General features: G+C 73.2%; 17 protein-coding genes and 1 pseudogene. 5 read left to right on the forward strand and 13 right to left on the reverse strand.

The features are described from left to right. A pseudogene (locus ACWC91_RS22750) lies at positions 1-95 on the forward strand (GvpL/GvpF family gas vesicle protein); the annotation flags it as partial. Positions 96-919: 824 nt separating this feature from the next. Beyond that, positions 920-1,507, forward strand: coding sequence for a YceI family protein (locus ACWC91_RS22755; protein ID WP_225079027.1), 588 nt, complete (start codon positions 920-922; stop codon positions 1,505-1,507). Between the two features lie 73 nt (positions 1,508-1,580). Here ACWC91_RS22755 and ACWC91_RS22760 read toward each other — a convergent pair whose 3' ends face one another. The 6 genes from ACWC91_RS22760 to ACWC91_RS22785 form a co-directional block, all read right to left on the reverse strand. Beyond that, positions 1,581-2,531, reverse strand: coding sequence for a HesA/MoeB/ThiF family protein (locus ACWC91_RS22760; protein ID WP_450642372.1), 951 nt, complete (start codon positions 2,529-2,531; stop codon positions 1,581-1,583). Beyond that, positions 2,528-2,707 (reverse strand): hypothetical protein, encoded by a 180-nt coding sequence (locus ACWC91_RS22765; RefSeq protein WP_225079029.1) that lies wholly within the window; start codon positions 2,705-2,707, stop codon positions 2,528-2,530. Before ACWC91_RS22765 ends, ACWC91_RS22760 begins: the two co-directional genes overlap by 4 nt. Before the next feature lie 278 nt (positions 2,708-2,985). Further along, positions 2,986-3,480, reverse strand: coding sequence for a DUF7144 family membrane protein (locus ACWC91_RS22770; protein ID WP_225079030.1), 495 nt, complete (start codon positions 3,478-3,480; stop codon positions 2,986-2,988). A gap of 31 nt (positions 3,481-3,511) precedes the next feature. Then, positions 3,512-4,015: an SHOCT domain-containing protein gene (locus ACWC91_RS22775; RefSeq protein ID WP_450642374.1), complete on the reverse strand. Its 504-nt coding sequence runs from the start codon at positions 4,013-4,015 to the stop codon at positions 3,512-3,514. A 147-nt stretch (positions 4,016-4,162) separates the two neighbouring features. Next, positions 4,163-5,521, reverse strand: a complete 1,359-nt coding sequence (locus tag ACWC91_RS22780; protein ID WP_225079032.1) for a hypothetical protein — start codon at positions 5,519-5,521, stop codon at positions 4,163-4,165. A 135-nt stretch (positions 5,522-5,656) separates the two neighbouring features. Then, a complete protein-coding gene (locus ACWC91_RS22785) occupies positions 5,657-6,319 on the reverse strand; it encodes an HdeD family acid-resistance protein (RefSeq protein ID WP_281155460.1) in 663 nt (220 codons plus the stop codon). 201 nt (positions 6,320-6,520) lie between these two features. Between ACWC91_RS22785 and ACWC91_RS22790 the strand changes: the two genes are divergently transcribed. Then, positions 6,521-7,111 carry a potassium channel family protein gene (locus ACWC91_RS22790; RefSeq protein ID WP_374114051.1) on the forward strand — a complete coding sequence of 197 codons (591 nt, stop codon included), beginning with the start codon at positions 6,521-6,523 and terminating at the stop codon, positions 7,109-7,111. 1 nt (position 7,112) lies between these two features. Here ACWC91_RS22790 and ACWC91_RS22795 read toward each other — a convergent pair whose 3' ends face one another. The 3 genes from ACWC91_RS22795 to ACWC91_RS22805 all read right to left on the reverse strand — a co-directional run bounded on the left by ACWC91_RS22795 (position 7,113) and on the right by ACWC91_RS22805 (position 10,578). Next, positions 7,113-7,310, reverse strand: a complete 198-nt coding sequence (locus tag ACWC91_RS22795; protein WP_141363236.1) for a hypothetical protein — start codon at positions 7,308-7,310, stop codon at positions 7,113-7,115. A 119-nt stretch (positions 7,311-7,429) separates the two neighbouring features. Next, positions 7,430-7,861 carry a hypothetical protein gene (locus tag ACWC91_RS22800; RefSeq protein ID WP_450642388.1) on the reverse strand — a complete coding sequence of 144 codons (432 nt, stop codon included), beginning with the start codon at positions 7,859-7,861 and terminating at the stop codon, positions 7,430-7,432. Between the two features lie 50 nt (positions 7,862-7,911). Further along, positions 7,912-10,578: a LuxR C-terminal-related transcriptional regulator gene (locus ACWC91_RS22805; protein ID WP_450642376.1), complete on the reverse strand. Its 2,667-nt coding sequence runs from the start codon at positions 10,576-10,578 to the stop codon at positions 7,912-7,914. A 193-nt stretch (positions 10,579-10,771) separates the two neighbouring features. On the opposite strand from ACWC91_RS22805, the gene ACWC91_RS22810 reads away from it, so the two are divergent. Next, a complete protein-coding gene (locus ACWC91_RS22810) occupies positions 10,772-11,131 on the forward strand; it encodes a DUF779 domain-containing protein (RefSeq protein WP_225079035.1) in 360 nt (119 codons plus the stop codon). A gap of 158 nt (positions 11,132-11,289) precedes the next feature. After that, positions 11,290-11,484 carry a hypothetical protein gene (locus ACWC91_RS22815; protein WP_141363227.1) on the forward strand — a complete coding sequence of 65 codons (195 nt, stop codon included), beginning with the start codon at positions 11,290-11,292 and terminating at the stop codon, positions 11,482-11,484. A 14-nt stretch (positions 11,485-11,498) separates the two neighbouring features. Here ACWC91_RS22815 and ACWC91_RS22820 read toward each other — a convergent pair whose 3' ends face one another. From ACWC91_RS22820 to ACWC91_RS22835, 4 genes are all read right to left on the reverse strand, one after another. Beyond that, positions 11,499-12,614 carry an acyl-CoA dehydrogenase family protein gene (locus ACWC91_RS22820; RefSeq protein WP_450642378.1) on the reverse strand — a complete coding sequence of 372 codons (1,116 nt, stop codon included), beginning with the start codon at positions 12,612-12,614 and terminating at the stop codon, positions 11,499-11,501. Next, the gene (locus ACWC91_RS22825; protein WP_225079037.1) at positions 12,611-13,792 is read right to left on the reverse strand and encodes an acyl-CoA dehydrogenase family protein; all 1,182 of its coding nucleotides are present in this window, start codon (positions 13,790-13,792) and stop codon (positions 12,611-12,613) included. Before ACWC91_RS22825 ends, ACWC91_RS22820 begins: the two co-directional genes overlap by 4 nt. Further along, complete coding sequence (locus ACWC91_RS22830) at positions 13,789-14,766, reverse strand: NADPH:quinone oxidoreductase family protein (RefSeq protein WP_450642379.1); 978 nt, start codon at positions 14,764-14,766, stop codon at positions 13,789-13,791. Before ACWC91_RS22830 ends, ACWC91_RS22825 begins: the two co-directional genes overlap by 4 nt. A 90-nt stretch (positions 14,767-14,856) precedes the next feature. Continuing rightward, positions 14,857-15,441 (reverse strand): helix-turn-helix domain-containing protein, encoded by a 585-nt coding sequence (locus ACWC91_RS22835; protein ID WP_225079039.1) that lies wholly within the window; start codon positions 15,439-15,441, stop codon positions 14,857-14,859. Between the last annotated feature and the right edge of the window lie 65 nt (positions 15,442-15,506).

Genomic DNA, 15,506 nt, shown 5'->3' on the forward strand with positions numbered 1-15,506 from the left:
GGGTCAACGGCCCCCTGCCGCCCTACAGCTTCGTCGAACCCGGCCCCGCCGAACCCGCCAGCACCACGGCCGGAGCCGACACAGGAGCGGAGTGAGTACCCGGCGACGCCGGAGACGAGAAAGCAAGGACCGTGCCCGAGGGGTGGGATTCGGCTCTCAGGACACGGCCGGCTGTTCCGGGCCCCTGGGTGCGAGGTCCAACTGGTCGGCGTCCAGGGCCAGATCGGGAGTGGGGCGCCGGAATCCCCGGGTGAGCCAGAGCAGATAGGCGAATCCGGCGGCGAGCCGCGATCCAGCTCGCCGAGCGCGAGGGCGCCGCCAGCCTCACCATGCGCAGACTCGCCCAGGAGCTGGGAACCGACGTCACGACGCTCTACCGGCTCTTCCGCGACAAGGACGAACTGCTGCTCGCCGTGTGCGAGCTCACCATCGAGATGATCCTCGACGGAATCGGCCGGGTGCCCGACGACGAGCCCTGGCAGGACACCCTGCGCCGGATCGCCGAGGTGACCTGGCGGATCCAGACCCGCTTCCCGGCGATCACCGTGCTGACGTTCGCACGCACCACCGGCGGGCCCGCCGAGCAGCGACTGGTGGAACTCCTGCTCGCCGCCTTCGAGCGCTCGGGGCCGGCACCCGCCGAGACCGTCCTGTACTACCGGACACCACCCTGGGACTCTGCGCGCACGCCGCCGCGCTCGGTTCGCTCGAACCCGAGGTCCAGGAGAAGGACACCACGACGTGGACCCGGGTCTACGCCCGGCTGCCGCAGGGCGAGTACCCGGTCACCCACGCCCACATCGACGCGCTCAGCGCCGTCGACCCGAAGGCGGTGTACGACGCCGCGGCCGAGGCGGTCCTCTCCGCGGCCGCAGGCTCGTCCGGAAACGCTTGAGCCGCGTCGCCTACAGTCGGAACTGTGGTACTGGGTGAGGGAACGTACGGATTCGGATCGCCCATCGGCCGGCTGCTGGTCAGGACCAGCCGCGCGGGGCCCGGGCGGAAGGCGGGGCACGACCTCACGCTCGAAGCCACCCGGTGGACCGGGGAGGCGGTGGTCGTCACGGGTGATCCCGGGAAGTCGTCGGTGACCGTGACGGTCGAGACGGGATCGTTGACGGTCCGGGAGGGGACAGGAGGGCTCAAGCCCCTCACCGACGCCGACAGGGCGGAGATCAAACGCCTGCTCGAGGGCGAGGGCCTCCTGCACACCGCACAGCACCCCGTCATCGTCTTCCGCTCCACGAGCGTCACGGGAACGCCGGAGTCCTTCGAGATCACGGGGGACCTCACGATCAAGGGCCGGAGCCACCCGGTGACCGTGCACGGGGGTGGCGACGGAGACGGAATGGTGTGCGGCTGGGCCACCGTCACCCAGTCCACCTGGGGGATCAAGCCGTACAGCGCGTTCCTGGGCGCGCTGAGACTGGCCGACGACGTCCGGATCGAGTACGCGGTGACCGGGCTCGAACCGCTGCCCGTCCCCCGGACCCCCGAGCGGTCATGACGGGCGATGAGCGCTCTCTCAGCGTCAAGCGAGTGCTCTCTCGTCGAACGCGCGCACTCCCGGCGTCACCGGCCTACATGTGCCTGCCGTGGGCGACCGAGACGATGAACAGGACCACGATGCACAGCACGACGGCGGCGAAGACGGGCCAGCAGCGTCCCCCGTCCCCGTCCTCGCCCGGCCGCCTGCCCGTTCCCGCGGCGGCCGTTTCCGGGGAGGAGGCCACATGGCGCCAGCCGTGGCAGGCCGCGCAGGGCCGGGACGGGAAGGGGACCCGGACGTTCCGGCTGCTCAGACCGGTGGTGGGGAAGGCGGCCCGGACGCCGGGCGAGGTGGGCGTCAGTCCGTGCAGGTAGATGGCGGTGCGCTGGTGATCGAGGATCGCCGAGCGGTCGTCGTCGGGGTGTGCCAGTGCGGTCACGACCTGGGCCGTGGCCAGGGCGACGAGCTGGATGTCCACCCGGGCACCGCGGGCCGCCTGGGTGTCGGCGGTCCCCTGCCGGAAGGCCACCGCGCACTCGTAACAGGGCGTGCGCCTGCCGGGGAGCACCCACAGGATCTCGCCGACCTCGGCGTCACGGATCCTGGGGTCCACCCAGACCGCCGGATACACCGCGGGCCTGCCCACCGCCAGGGCCACGCGGTTGACGTGGCGCTGACACACGGCGGAGTCGGTCGCCGCCACCACCACGTCCGCACCGCCCACCAGCGACCGCTGCTCGTCCGCGGGCAGCGCGAGGAAGTCCGCGTGGTGGCCGGTGGCGTCGCAGGAGGGGAAGTCGCGACGGATCTTCGCAGCCAGGGCCAGGGCCTTGGGCTGTCCCAGGGCGGGGGCACCGAGTGGGTGGCGAATCAGGTTCTCCACCGCGAGCGTGTCGGGGTCGACCAGCCGGAGCGGGCTGAATCCGATCCGGGCGAGTTCCTCGGCGAGGAATCCGCCGACCGCTCCCGCGCCGACGATCAGCACCGCTCCCGTACGCCGGTGGTGACGCGCCCAGACGCGGTCCTCGGGCGGAGCGGTCAATCGAAGGTCCAGCGAGCCACGCGAACCGGGCCCGGCCCGGTCCGCTCGTCGCGGTCGGAACTCTCCTCCGGTTTGAGCTCCCCGGTGTCGGCGTCGAGGAACCACTGGCGCTCACTGGCGCGTTCCTGCTCCTCCGTCAGCTCGGCCTTCTGCAGGGTCTCCGGTGCTGTACCCACGAGAATCCCTCCCGCCTGGTCTCTTGAGTTTCCCGCATCGCCCTTTCCACGCTACGCGCCGGTATGGGCGCCGCATCCCGGGAGCGGACCGACCCGCAACCTACGGCGGGTCGGCACCCCTTGTTGGCGGGCGGATCCCCGTGGGGGCGCTCACCGCGCGAACCGCCGCCAGGCCGGACCGGGATGCGGGCGCCCGAAGCCCAGCGTCTCCCGACGTGCGTCGGCGCGGCCCGGGCGGTGTGATCGCCCGGGCCGTGCGGGTCGGCTCGCCCGGCCCCTCACGGGTTGCGGGGCGGGGCGGTTCCGGTGGTGGAGGAGGGAGTGGAGGAGGTGGAGGACGCGGTGCTGGGGGGAGAGGCCGCGGGCTCCTCGGGCCGCAGCACGCACAGGGCCCAGATGATGAACCCGGAGAACGCGATCATCACGACCGCCCAGACCGGGTAGTACGGCAGGGACAGGAAGTTGGCGAGGATGATCAGCCCGGCGATCGCCACACCGGCCACGCGCGCCCACATCGCCGTCTGGAACAGCCCGATGCTGATGATCACGGCGAGCACCCCGAGGACGAGGTGGATCCAGCCCCAGCCGGTGAGGTCGTACTGGAACACGTAGTTGCGCGTGGTGACGAAGACGTCGTCCTGGGCGATGCCCATGATTCCGCGGAAGATGTCGAGCACTCCGGCGATCATCAGCATGACGGCGGCGAAGGCCGTCAGGCCGGTGGCCCATGCCTGCTTCACCGGATGCGGCCGTGCGGTGTGGGTCGCGGTCATCTTCTCCCTCGTTTCGTCTCGTCCGGCGAGGTCATCGACGGCCGGGAGTGGAGCCGACGGAGCTGTCGGGGCTCTCGGGGGTGGAGGTCACGGAGGTGGCGCGGCCCTCGGGGGCGCCTCCGGTCAGGATCATCTCCTTGGCCCGGGCGAACTCCTCGTCGGTGATGTCTCCACGGGCACGCAGGTCGGACAGCCGGGCGAGTTCGTCGACCTTGGACCCGCCCCCGCCGCCTGCCGCGGTCTGCCGGATGTAGGCGTTGAAGGCCTCCTGCTGCTCCCGCGCCTGTGCGATCTCCCGGCGGCCCATGCTCCTGCCGCGGGCGATGACGTAGACGAGGACGCCGAGGAACGGCAGCACGATGCAGAACACCAGCCACCCGGCCTTGGCCCAGCCGTTCAGGCCGTCGTCGCGGAAGATGTCGAGGATGACCCGGAAGAGCAGGACGAACCACATGATCCACAGGAAGAACCACAGCATCGTCCAGAAGGCGCTCAGCAGCGGGTAGTCGTACGCGAGGTTCATCTGCGTGCTCATTTCTCTTCTCCGTCCCGGGCCTGTGCCCGGGTACGCGGTCTGCCCTCTGTCAGCGTGCGCACGGCGAGGCCCGGGCGCCTCACCCGATGCGGGTGACCGTGCGGCGCCGCCGCGGTCCCGCGCCGCGCGGGACCGGGGTTCGGGGGCTCAGGACGTCGCGGGGCGTACGCCGCCGGATCCCGCGGACTCGGCGGGGCCCGTGGCGGAGGCCAGGACGGCCAGGACGATCAGGACGGCGAGGAGGACGCACAGGACGAGTGCGACGACCGCGACCGTGGGGTGGTTCCAGAGCACCAGGGCGAGCGCGCCGGCCGCGATGACGACGCCGGTGGTCCACTTCCGGTGGGCGTCCAGCCAGTGTCCGGCCGTACCGGTGTGCACTCCGGCGCGGCCGAGCGCCTCGCCCGCGGCGGTGGTGCTCCGCCTGGCCAGCGTCCGCACCCCGCGAGCCGCGCGTCCCGGGCCGTACAGGTAGGCGGCCAGCGCCGTGATCACGGCGACGACCAGGAGGGTGCGCGCGCTGTCGCGGAGGAACCTCACCAGGGTGTCGTAGATGACCGCGGCGGCGTCGGGGGGCAGCGTGGTCGGCGGGACGGAGCCGAGGTAGACCCGGCGGGCCACGGCCAGGGCGATGAGCAGGACGATCATCATCACGCCCACGCCGATGGCCGTGACCTGCAACATCAGCCGGTGCGACGGAGCCGTCCACACGGTCAGCGCGGCGAGCACGATGGTCACGACGGGCAGCCAGACGCCGACGATGTCGAGCAGCCGCATGGCGTCCTGGGCCTTGCTCAGCTTCTCGGTCCTGAACAGGGTGATCGAACGGTCGGGTGCGGGTATGACCGAGGCCTTCCGGAAGCCGGCGCTCTCCAGCTCGTGCTTGACCTGGTCGACGACGACCCCGATGTCCAGTTGCACGGTGTCGCCCTGGGCCCGTACGGCGCCCTTCTGGTTTCCGGTGAGGACGTTCATCAGAGCCGTCTGCGCCCGCCGGTTGGCGGTCACCCAGACCTCTTCGAAGACGTCGCTGGTGATGACGCGCTTGACGACGCGGTGCACCACGTCGGTGACGGCGCCGCGCAGCGGGCCGGTGAGCACGGTGGAGTCGTCGACGACGCGCGGCGGGGCCCCGGACTTCCTGAGGGCGTCGGTCAGCGCCGCGGTCACCGCGTTCAGGTCGATGTTGTCCACGACTCGTTTGGTCAGCCGGTCGATCACGGCGTTCTGCACGGCCGGTTCGTGGGCCAGGGGTGTGACGGTCTGGACGTAGCGGTCGGTGTCGCCGACCGTGTCGTGCACCCAGGCGGCGACCACGGCCAAGGGGGCGAACACCAGGGTCACCACCAGCAGGATCGTGGCGCCCGCCCGGCGCAGCCTCCGGTGCTTGACCGCGGCGGCCCGGCGGAGCCGTTCGTAGTCGGCGTACTCCGCGGGGGTCAGGGAGCGCCGGGGCTCCCCGGCGCCGCCCGGGGCCGGCGGGACGGGGGCGTCGGCGGGGGCCATGGATCCTCCTTGGTCGTCGCGTGCGGGGCGGCGCGCCACACGGCGTGAACCGCCCGGACGGGGGCCGGCCGGCCGAGGGCAGGAAGGCCGGCGTGTGCGGCCCCGGACCGGCACCGCGGTCGGCGTACGAGGGGCTCAGACCGTCGCCGCGGGCCCCGTCGGGGTCCCCGTGGCGGTCCTGCGCAGTGCCGACCGCCAGGCGAAGGCGACGCCCAGTTCGACCAGGCCGAGCAGCACGAGCCACAGGCCGAGCAGCCGGGTCAGCACCAGGGCCGACTGCGTGGGCAGCGCCAGCACCACGATGCCCGCGACGATGCCGAGCGCCGCCGCGCCGAGGAGGACGCCGCGGTGGGGCAGGCTCCGGAAGGCGAGCGCCGTGTAGGCGGTGAGCATGCCGGACAGCAGCCAGACGATCCCGACGATCAGCGAGAGCGCGGCGATCGTCTGCAACGGGTGCCGCAGGCACAGCACCCCGGCGAGGACGAACAGCACCGCGACCAGCAGCCGCGGCAGGCGCTCGCCGTGCTCCTCCCGGGAGAACGCGGCGACGAACCGGAACGCGCCGGTCACGAGCAGGTACAGCCCGATCACGATCGCCAGGACGTGCAGGGTCTCGTTCGGCCAGGCGAGCACGATGATCCCCGGCACCAGCGTCGCCAGCGCCGAACCCAGGAGCCAGGACCACGAACTGCCGAGGCCCGCCAGCATGTCGGCGGGGTCGCCGTCCGGGTGGGGGCCCGTCCCGCCGGGCCTGTGCTCCGCTCCGGCATGCGATGCCGAACCACGCGACACGGTCATGGCTCCTCCTCGCGGGGATCGGTTGCAGGTCGCTGCCGGACCGCCGACGGGACGGTGTGTGGGGACCCGTACGCCAGCGTCCCGCGGGGCGGAGTCCCACGGGTCACCCGTGAGGGGTGATCCGTCCCCCGCGCTGCCGCGTTGATCTGGATGCGGACCTGCGCGCGCGTTTCCCGGACAGCGGAACCGGAGGGACACGGGATGAGCGACTCGGCAGCTCCTCGCGACCCGGACACCGCGGGGAGGCGCCCGCCGCGGCGGGACCGGGAGCAGCGTGCGCCCAGGTCGGCGGCCGTCATGGTGCTCGCTCGCTCGGTGCTCGTCACGGCCGGTCTGGTGACGGCGTACTACCTGCTGCCCCTGGACGGCCGGGCCTCGGCGACGACGGCGGTCCTGCTCGGGCTGGGGCTGGCCGGCGTCGCCCTGTTCTTCGCGTGGGAGGTGTGGGCCATCGCCCGCACGCCCTACCCCCGGCTGAAGGCCGTGGAGGCGCTGGCGATCACGCTTCCGCTCTTCCTGCTGCTGTTCGCCGGCGCCTACTACCTCCTGGACCACTCCGACCCGAGTTCCTTCACCGAGCCGCTGACCAGGACGGACGCCCTGTACTTCGCGCTGACCACGTTCACCACCGTCGGGTACGGCGACATCACGGCGCGGTCGCAGACGGGGCGGGTGCTGGCCATGCTCCAGATGACCGGCGGGCTGCTGCTCGTGGGTGTCGCGGCGCGCGTGCTGACGAGTGCCATCCAGGCGGGTCTGCGCCAGCAGCACCGTGACCGGCCGCCCGGGTAGCTCACTCCGGGACGCGGCGCATCTCCAGGACCCGCAGGCCCAGTGACTGGCAGCGGGCCAGCAGCCCGTACAGGTGCGCCTCGTCCACGACGGGTCCGTACAGGACGGTCTGACCGGACATCACCACGTGGTCCAGCTCCGGGAATGCCTTGGTCAGCGTCTCCGACATGTGCCCGTCGACGCGGATCTCGTAGCGCATCAGCCGCTCCCACGATGGCCTGGGGACGGGCGTGCCACGCCCCCTGTCCGAGGGTCCGCCCGGCCGTGCCGCCGGACCTCACCCGGCGCAGGTGATACGGCAGGTGAGTGTGTCCCGGGTCAGTGGGTGAGGACGACCTTGAACGCGAGGATCAGCAGTCCGATCACCAGGTTGACCGCCGCCGTGCCCGCGACCAGGCCCCAGGAGGCGCCGGCCCGGCGCGCCGCGGCCACCGACCAGCCCACCTGGCCGGCCACGGCCACGGCGAGCGCCAGCCACAGCCCGCCCGGCAGGTCCAGGCCGAACAGCGGGCTGACGGCCAGCGCGAGAGCCGGCGGCAGGGCCGCCTCGGCGATCGGCCACTCGTCGCGGCACACGTGCAGGACGGTGCCGCGGTCCAGGTTGCGCTGGGCCAGGCGGGCGCCGAACAGCTGGGCGTGCACGTGCCCGAGCCAGAACACCACACCGGTGAGCAGCAGCAACAGCGCCAGTTGCAGGCGCGGGAAGGATTCCGGTACGCCGGCGCCGACCACCACGGAGGCGGCGACCATGGACCCGTACACCCCGCCGGTGTAGTCGGTGTGGGCCCGTCGCGGGCGGTTCACAGCAGGCGCAGTTCGCGGGCCCGGTGCACCGCTTCGTTGCGCCGGTTGACGCCGAGCTTGCGGTACACGCTCTTGAGGTGGGTCTTGACGGTGTTGACCGACACGAACAGGTCCGCGGCGATCTCCTCGGTCGTCATCATCAGCGCGAGCCGCTGGAGCACGTCCCGCTCGCGGCCGCTGAGCTGGTCGACGACCAGGGCGGCCGGGCGGCCCGTCCCCGGATCGGTCCCGGACGGGGGACCCGGTCGGGCCGGCGGCCGGGGGAACGCGTCCGTGTCCAGCAGGCGGCGCAGCCACGGTCCGGCCTCGTGGAGGGGGCGCCGCAGCCGCTCGTTGCGGGCCTCCAGCAGTGCGCGGGTCGCCAGCCGGCGCGCGGCGGCGTGGTCGCCCTGCCGGCCGGTGGCCTCGGCACGCACGAGCAGAGCCCGGACCGTGACGGCGGGGCCGCTGCGCGGCCCGGCGGGAAGGGCGTCGAGCAGGTCCAGTGCGGTGCCCGGGTCACCCGCGGCGAGGTGGGCGCGGGCGGCCGCCACCGTGCAGGCGGCCTCGGTGCCCACGGCGTCCTCCAGCACCTTCACGGCCAGCTCGGGGCGGCCCTCGGCGAGATGGGCGGCGGAGACGACGAGCGCGGTGTGGGCTTCGGCCCAGGGTGAGGCCACGGCGGCGGGGACGGCCGACTCGGCGGTCTCCAGGGCGGCCCCGGCCTCTCCGCGGGCCAGTTGGAGCCGTGCCCGCGCGATGACCAGGCCGGCGGCCGCCACGGGATCCCACGGCACCGGCTGCGGGGCCGTCGCCCGGTCCAGCAGGGCCTGGGCCTCCCCCAGTTCGTCACGGTCGACGGCCACCGCGGCCAGCACCAGGTGGCCGAGTCCGGTGCCGGTCGGCTCGGCCAGGCTGAACCGTTCCGCGTCGGCGAGCGCCGCCAGGACCTTGCGTTCCGCGCGCGTGGGCCAGCCGGTCAGGTAGTCGATGAGCGCGAGCTGGCTCAGGGACTCCTCCCGGGGCAGCGCGGTGGCCCCGTCGGAGCCGGCCGCCGCGGCGGACAGCGCGGCCCTGGCGTCCTCGAAGCGTCCCGCCCACAGGCGGGCGGCGCCCAGGTGGGTCTGCAGCAGAGCGGCGAGTTCGGGGTGCTTGTCCAGGAGTTCGGCGGGGAGGTCCTGTTGCAGGTCCCGCGCCGTCCGGGCGGCGTGTTCGGCCCGGCCCGGGGCGCCGGTCAGCCGGGCGGCGAGGGTGTCCAGGAGGGCGAAGCTGAGCCGGGCCGCCGCCATGTCGGCACCGGGGCGGGCCAGTTCCCGGCGGGCGTGCTCCAGGTGCGGGCGGGCGTGGCCGAGGTCGCCGTCGGACAGCTCGCGCGCCGCGCAGACGAGGTCGGCCTCGGGGCCGGCGGTCTCGGGGGTCATCCGCGAGAACAGCGCGCCCAGGTCCCCGGAGCGCAGGCCGGTGAAGAACTCGCCGATCGCGAGGTCGTCCACCAGGGCGCGGGCGGTGAACCGCCAGTCGCCGGCCGCGGCGCCGTGGGCGAGCGTCTCGGGCAGCGGTCCGCTGTGCCGCAGCCACTCGGCGGCCCTGCGGTGCAGTTCGGTCTCCAGGTTGGGCAACCGCACCCGCAGGTGCGCCGCGAGGATCTCCGCGAAGAGCGGGTGGAGGCGGTACCAGGAGTGGCCGAGGTGCTCCACGAACGCGTTCGCCCGGTGCAGCTCGGCCAGGATGGGTCCGGCGTCCCGGCGCCCGGCGAGCGCGTTGGCCAGGTCGGGGCAGAACCGGTCCAGGACGCTGACCCGCAGCAGCAGGTCCTGGGTCGGGGCCGGCTGTCTCTTGAGCACCTCGGCCAGCAGGAAGTCGGCGATCGTGCTCTGTCCGGCCTCGAACTCCTTCAGGTAGGTCTCCGGGTCGCTGCTCTGCTGCGCGGCCAGGGCGCACAGCCGCAGTCCCGCCGCCCAGCCCCGGGTGCGCTCGACGAGCGCGCGGACCTCGTCGCCGCCGAGCCGCAACCCGTGCAGGTCCAGCAGGCTCCCCGCCTCTTCCGTGGTGAAGGCCAGTTCCGCGCCCCTGATCTCGGTCAGGGTGCCGTCCGCGCGGTAGCGGTGCAGGGGCAGCGTCGGTTCGGAGCGGGTGACGAGGACCAGGTGCATGCCCTGTCCGGCGTGGTGCAGGACGAAGCCGAGCTGATCGGCGATCTCCGGCGCGGTCACCCGGTCGTACTCGTCGAGGACGACGACCACGGGCCGGTCGCGGCCGTTCAGCCGCGCGGCGAGCCGGGCGAGCAGGCCGTGGTCCACCACTCCGGCCTCGGCCGGACAGCCGACGTCGCGGATCTCGTGCGCCCCGCAGGCGCGCAGGGCCTCCAGCAGGTAGGCCCAGAAGACGCCGGGCGCCTGGTCGGTGGCGTCCGCGGTGAGCCAGGCCACCGGCCGCTCCAGGTGGGCGGCCCAGTCGGCGACCAGCAGCGTCTTGCCCGCACCCGCGCCGCCGTTGACCATGGTCAGCGGTGTGGCCAGTGCCTGGTCCAGGTGATCGAGCAGGCGCTGCCGGCGCAGGAACGTGGCCGGCGGTACCGGCACAGCGAACCGGGTGCGCAGGAACGGGTCCCCCAGAGGATCAAGGCCCGCGGCCGTCGGCCCGGAACTGTTGTCGCCGCATTCGGACACCGCGCTCACCACCACCGGTCATGTCATGGGCAGCGCTTCTCCCGCTCAGGATCTCAGTGATCGCCCGTACGCGCGCGTCGCGAGGGGGCACGGCGGCCCGACGGCGTACGGCAGGCCCCGGGAACGCGCGCCGTGCAACCTTGTCGCAACCTCCGTGCTGCTTGTCTGGGTCCGGCTTCTTCTTCCGGGGCGGCGAAGGACGGCGACGATGTACGAGGAGTTCCCGCGTGTGGAGTTCACCCCCGCCGCGGCCGGCCTGGTCCGGCGGCTGAGCGAGGCGCACGGGCCCCTGATGTTCCACCAGTCGGGCGGCTGCTGCGACGGAAGCGCGCCGATGTGCTACCCGGACGGCGAGTTCCGTACCGGGGGCTCGGACGTGCTGCTCGCGGAGCTGGAGGTCGAGGGGGTGGACCGGCCCGTGCCGTTCTGGATGTCGCGCAGCCAGTACGAGGTGTGGAGCCACACCCGGCTCATCGTCGACGTGGTGCCCGGAAGGGGCAGCGGTTTCTCCCTGGAGGCACCCGAGGGAGTGCGTTTCCTCATCCGCTCCCGTGTCATCGAGGCCTGAGCCCCGAGCCGGACATCACGTTCCGGAACGCGGGGCACGGTTCCGGGACGACGGCAGAACCACCCGTTCGGGGGACACGTCTACCGCACGGCCTGACCCTCCGCTACGCCACACTTGCGGCCGAAGCCGCGAAGTGGGCGTGGCGGAGGAGGACGACGATGGCCATTTCCATCTCTGTGGTGCTGCTGCTCCTGCTCCTGGCGGTGATCTTCGTGCGCAACTGCGCGCTGAAGTTCTCGCACGCCCTGGTCTGCGTCCTGCTCGGCTTCTTCCTGGCGGGTACGAGCATGGCGCCCACCATTCACGAGGGTCTGATGGCCACGGCGCAGATCGTCGGCAGCCTGCACCCCTGACGTCCGGCGGGACGTCAGGGGGCTTCGAGGCCGACCAGCCGGGCCAGCGCCTCGCGGTGGGCGCCCGCGGTGCCGTACGCGATCGAGTCCGCCTTGGCCCGCTTCAGATACAGGTGGACCGGATGCTCCCAGGTCATGCCGATGCCGCCGTGCAGTTGCAGCGCCTCCTCGGCCGCGTGGACGGCGACGGGCGCCGCGTGGGCCTGGGCGACGGCGACCGCCACGTCGGCGTCCTCCTCCCTGGCGAGCGCGTCGGCCGCGGACCGGGCGGCGGCGCGGAGTCCGGCGACCTCCAGCCAGAGCTGGGCGAGCCGGTGCTTGAGCGCCTGGAAGCCGCCGACCGGCCGGTTGAACTGCGTGCGCTCCTTCAGGTAGCGCACGGTCTCGGTCAACGTCCAGTCGGCGAGGCCGAGTTGCTCGGAGGCGAGCAGTCCGGCGCCGGCCCGCAGCGCCCGGTGCACGGCCGGCCCGGCGTCGCCCAGCCGGCGGCCCCGTACGGCGTCGAAGGAGACGGTCGCGAGCGGCCGGGTCAGGTCCAGCGACACCTGCGGGGTGATGGTGACGTCGTCCGCGTCGACCGCGTGGAGCGCGCCGTCCTCCGCGGGCACGAGCAGCACATCGGCGACCGCCGCGTCCGCGATGCCCGTCAGCTCCCCGTGCAGCAGCCCGGATTCCAGTCGTACGCTCCTGAAGGCGCCCGGCGCGGTGTGCAGCCCGACCGCGAGGGCGCCGATCGTACGACCGGACGCCAGGCTGGACAGCAGCCCGGCGCAGTCGTCGCCCGCGCAGGCCAGCAGCGCCTCGGTGGCGACCACGGCGCTGGTGAGGTACGGGACGGGAGCCACCGCGCGGCCCAACTCCTCCAGGACGACCGCCGCTTCACGGTGCGTGGCGCCCTGACCGCCGTGTTCCTCGGGCACCAGCAGACCGGCCAGGCCCATGCCGTCGGCGAGCGTCTTCCACAGTGCCCGGTCGTGCGGGGCGTCCGTCTCGGCGCGCGCGATCACGTCCGCCGGGGCGCAGTGGTCGGTGAGCAGGTCCCGGACGGCGGCGCGCAGCGCCTCTTCCTCCTCCGAGTACAGCAGGTCGGGTTCGGCGCTCGTGGTGCTCATCGGGCTCGACGCGCTCATCGGGCGAGGTCCTTCCAGGCGACGTCCTTGTCGGTGCGCGGCTCGGCGGGCAGTCCGAGGACGCGCTCGGCGACGATGTTCAGCAGGACCTCGCTGGTCCCGCCCTCGATGCTGTTGCCCTTGGCGCGCAGATAGCGGTAGCCGGCGTCGCGGCCGGTGAAGTCGACCAGTTCGGGGCGGCGCATGCTCCAGTCGTCGTACAACAGCCCCTCTTCGCCGCGGAGTTCGACCTCCAGAGCGCTGATCTCCTGGTTGAGGCGGGCGAAGGCGAGCTTCATGCCGGAGCCCTCGGGGCCGGGCTGGCCCACGGCCAGTTGCTGGCGCAGCCGCTCGCCGGTCAGGCGGGCGACCTCGGCCTCCACCCACAGTTTCAGCAGCCGCTGGTGCAGGTCGTGGGTGCGCAGTTCCGGGCGCTCGCGCCAGGTCCTCGCGACCGGGCCGATCATGCCGCCCTCGCGGGGCAGCCGCATACCGCCGATGGACACGCGCTCGTTCATGAGCGTGGTCCGGGCGACCCGCCAGCCGTCGCCCACGTCGCCGAGGCGGTGGGAGTCGGGGATGCGCACGCCCGTCAGGAAGACCTCGTTGAACTCGGCCTCTCCGGTGATCTGGCGCAGCGGCCGCACCTCGACACCGGGGTCGGTCATGTCGCAGAGGAAGTAGGTGATGCCCTGGTGCTTGGGCAGGTCGGGGTCGGTGCGGGCGATGAGGATGGCCCAGCGGGCGAGGTGGGCGCTGGAGGTCCACACCTTCTGGCCGCTGACCACCCACGTGTCACCGTCGCGGACCGCCCGGGTGCCGAGGGCTGCCAGGTCGGATCCGGCGCCCGGTTCGCTGAACAGCTGGCACCAGACCTCCTCCCCGGTCCACAGCGGCCTGAGGAAGCGCCGCTTCTGCTCCTCGGTACCGTGGCGCAGGACGGTCGGCGCGGCCATGCCGAGGCCGATGCCGATGCGGCGCGGGTCGTTGTCCGGAGCGCCCGCCGCCGCCAACTCGGCGTCCACGACGGACTGGAGAGAGCGGGCGGCGCCGAGCCCGCCGAGGCCTCGCGGGTAGTGCACCCAGGCGAGCCCGGCGTCGAAACGGGCCCTGAGGAAGTCGAGCGTGCCGGTGGTGGCCGGCGGGTGCGCGGCCAGCAACTCGTGGGTGCGGCGGCGCAGTTCCTCGGCGTCGGTCATGCGGCGGCTCCGTTCTCCAGGCCGGGCACCACGGCGACGCGGCCGGTGGTGGCTCCGTCGGCGACCCGCTGGACGGCGGCCGCGGCCCCGGCCAGCGGCACCCGTTCACTCACCAGCGGCTTGATCGCGCCCCGGGCGGCCAGGTCGGTGAGCTGCTCGTGGCAGCGCCGGACCAGCTCGGGGTTCTTGGTGTTGTACAGGCCCCAGTGCAGGCCCACGATCGAGTAGTTCTTGACGAGCGCGTGGTTGAGCGCGGGGCTGGGGATGGTCCCGCCGGCGAAGCCGACGACCAGGATCCGGCCCTCGAAGGCGACGGCCTTGGCGGACTGGGCGTAGGCCGTGCCGCCGACCGGGTCGTAGACCACGTCCGCGCCCCGGCCACCGGTGGCCTCCTTCACGGCGGCGACGACGTCCTCCGTGTGCCGGTCGATCACCACGTCGCAGCCCAGCTCACGGGCCACGGCGGCCTTCCCGGCACCGCCGGCGACACCGATGACCCGGGCGCCGGCCGCCTTGCCGAGCTGCACGGCCGCGCTGCCGACGCCTCCGGCGGCGGCGTGGACGAGCAGGGTCTCGCCGGCCTCCAGGCGCGCCCGGCGGTGCAGGCCGAACCAGCCCGTCTGGTAGCCGATGTGCAGGGCGGCCGCCTCGGCGTCGTCCAGCGCGTCGGGGGCGGGCAGTACGGCGTCGGTGGCGGCGACGGCGTACTCCGCGAAACCGCCGTACGGCAGCTCCGGGTTGGCGATCACCCGGCGGCCGTCCTCCGTCTCGCCGCAGATCTCCACCCCCGGGGTGAAGGGCAGCGGCGGCCTGACCTGGTACTGGCCGCGGCACAGCAACGCGTCCGGGAAGTTGATGCCGGCGGCACGCACCTTGAGCAGGATCCGGCCCTCGCCCGGGACGGGCGGCTCGGTCTCCTCCAGGCGCATCACCTTGCCCGGCTCGCCGTTGTCGTGCACTCGCCATGCCTGCATGCGCCGCCTCCAGGGGACCGCGTCGTCGCGTCGTCTGACCGGGTCCATCGCATACTAAGCAGTCGCTTGCCCATCGGGGAACACCCGCGGTCAGCCGTCCTCGCCACCGCGGGCCGGTCGCGCCCGTACGTGCATGCGCTCGCCCTGCGGCCCGAACAGGCTCAGGAACTCCACCGGCCCCTCCCCCGTCGACCCGAACCAGTGCGGCACGCGCGTGTCGAACTCCGCCGCCTCACCGGCCGTGAGCACCACGTCGTGCCCGCCGAGCACCAGCCGGAGCCTGCCGGACAGCACGTACAGCCACTCGTAGCCCTCGTGCGTCCGCGGGTCCGGTTCGAGCCTGCGCCGCGGTTCCAGCACCTTGAACGCCTGCAGACCGCCCGGCTGCCGGGTCAGCGGCCAGTGGGTGCGACCGTCGCGCACAATCGGCTCGGCCCGTACCCGCGGATCGCGCACCGGAGGGGCTCCGACCAGTTCGTCCAGCGGCATCCGATGGGCCTGGGCGATCGGCAGCAGCAGCTCCAGACTGGGCTTGCGCAGTCCCGACTCCAGGCGCGACAGGGTACTGACGGAGATCCCGGTCGCCTCCGCGAGGGCGGCGAGGGTGACCTCCCGTTCCTTGCGTATCCGGCGCAGCCGGGGGCCCACGTCGGCCAGAACGTCCTCGATGCTCATGTCTCGACAGTGCTGCCTCGCTTGCGGAACCGGCAAATGTGTTTGTCGATCCGGCATCGGACGAA

The organism is Streptomyces sp. NPDC001204 (assembly GCF_053598035.1).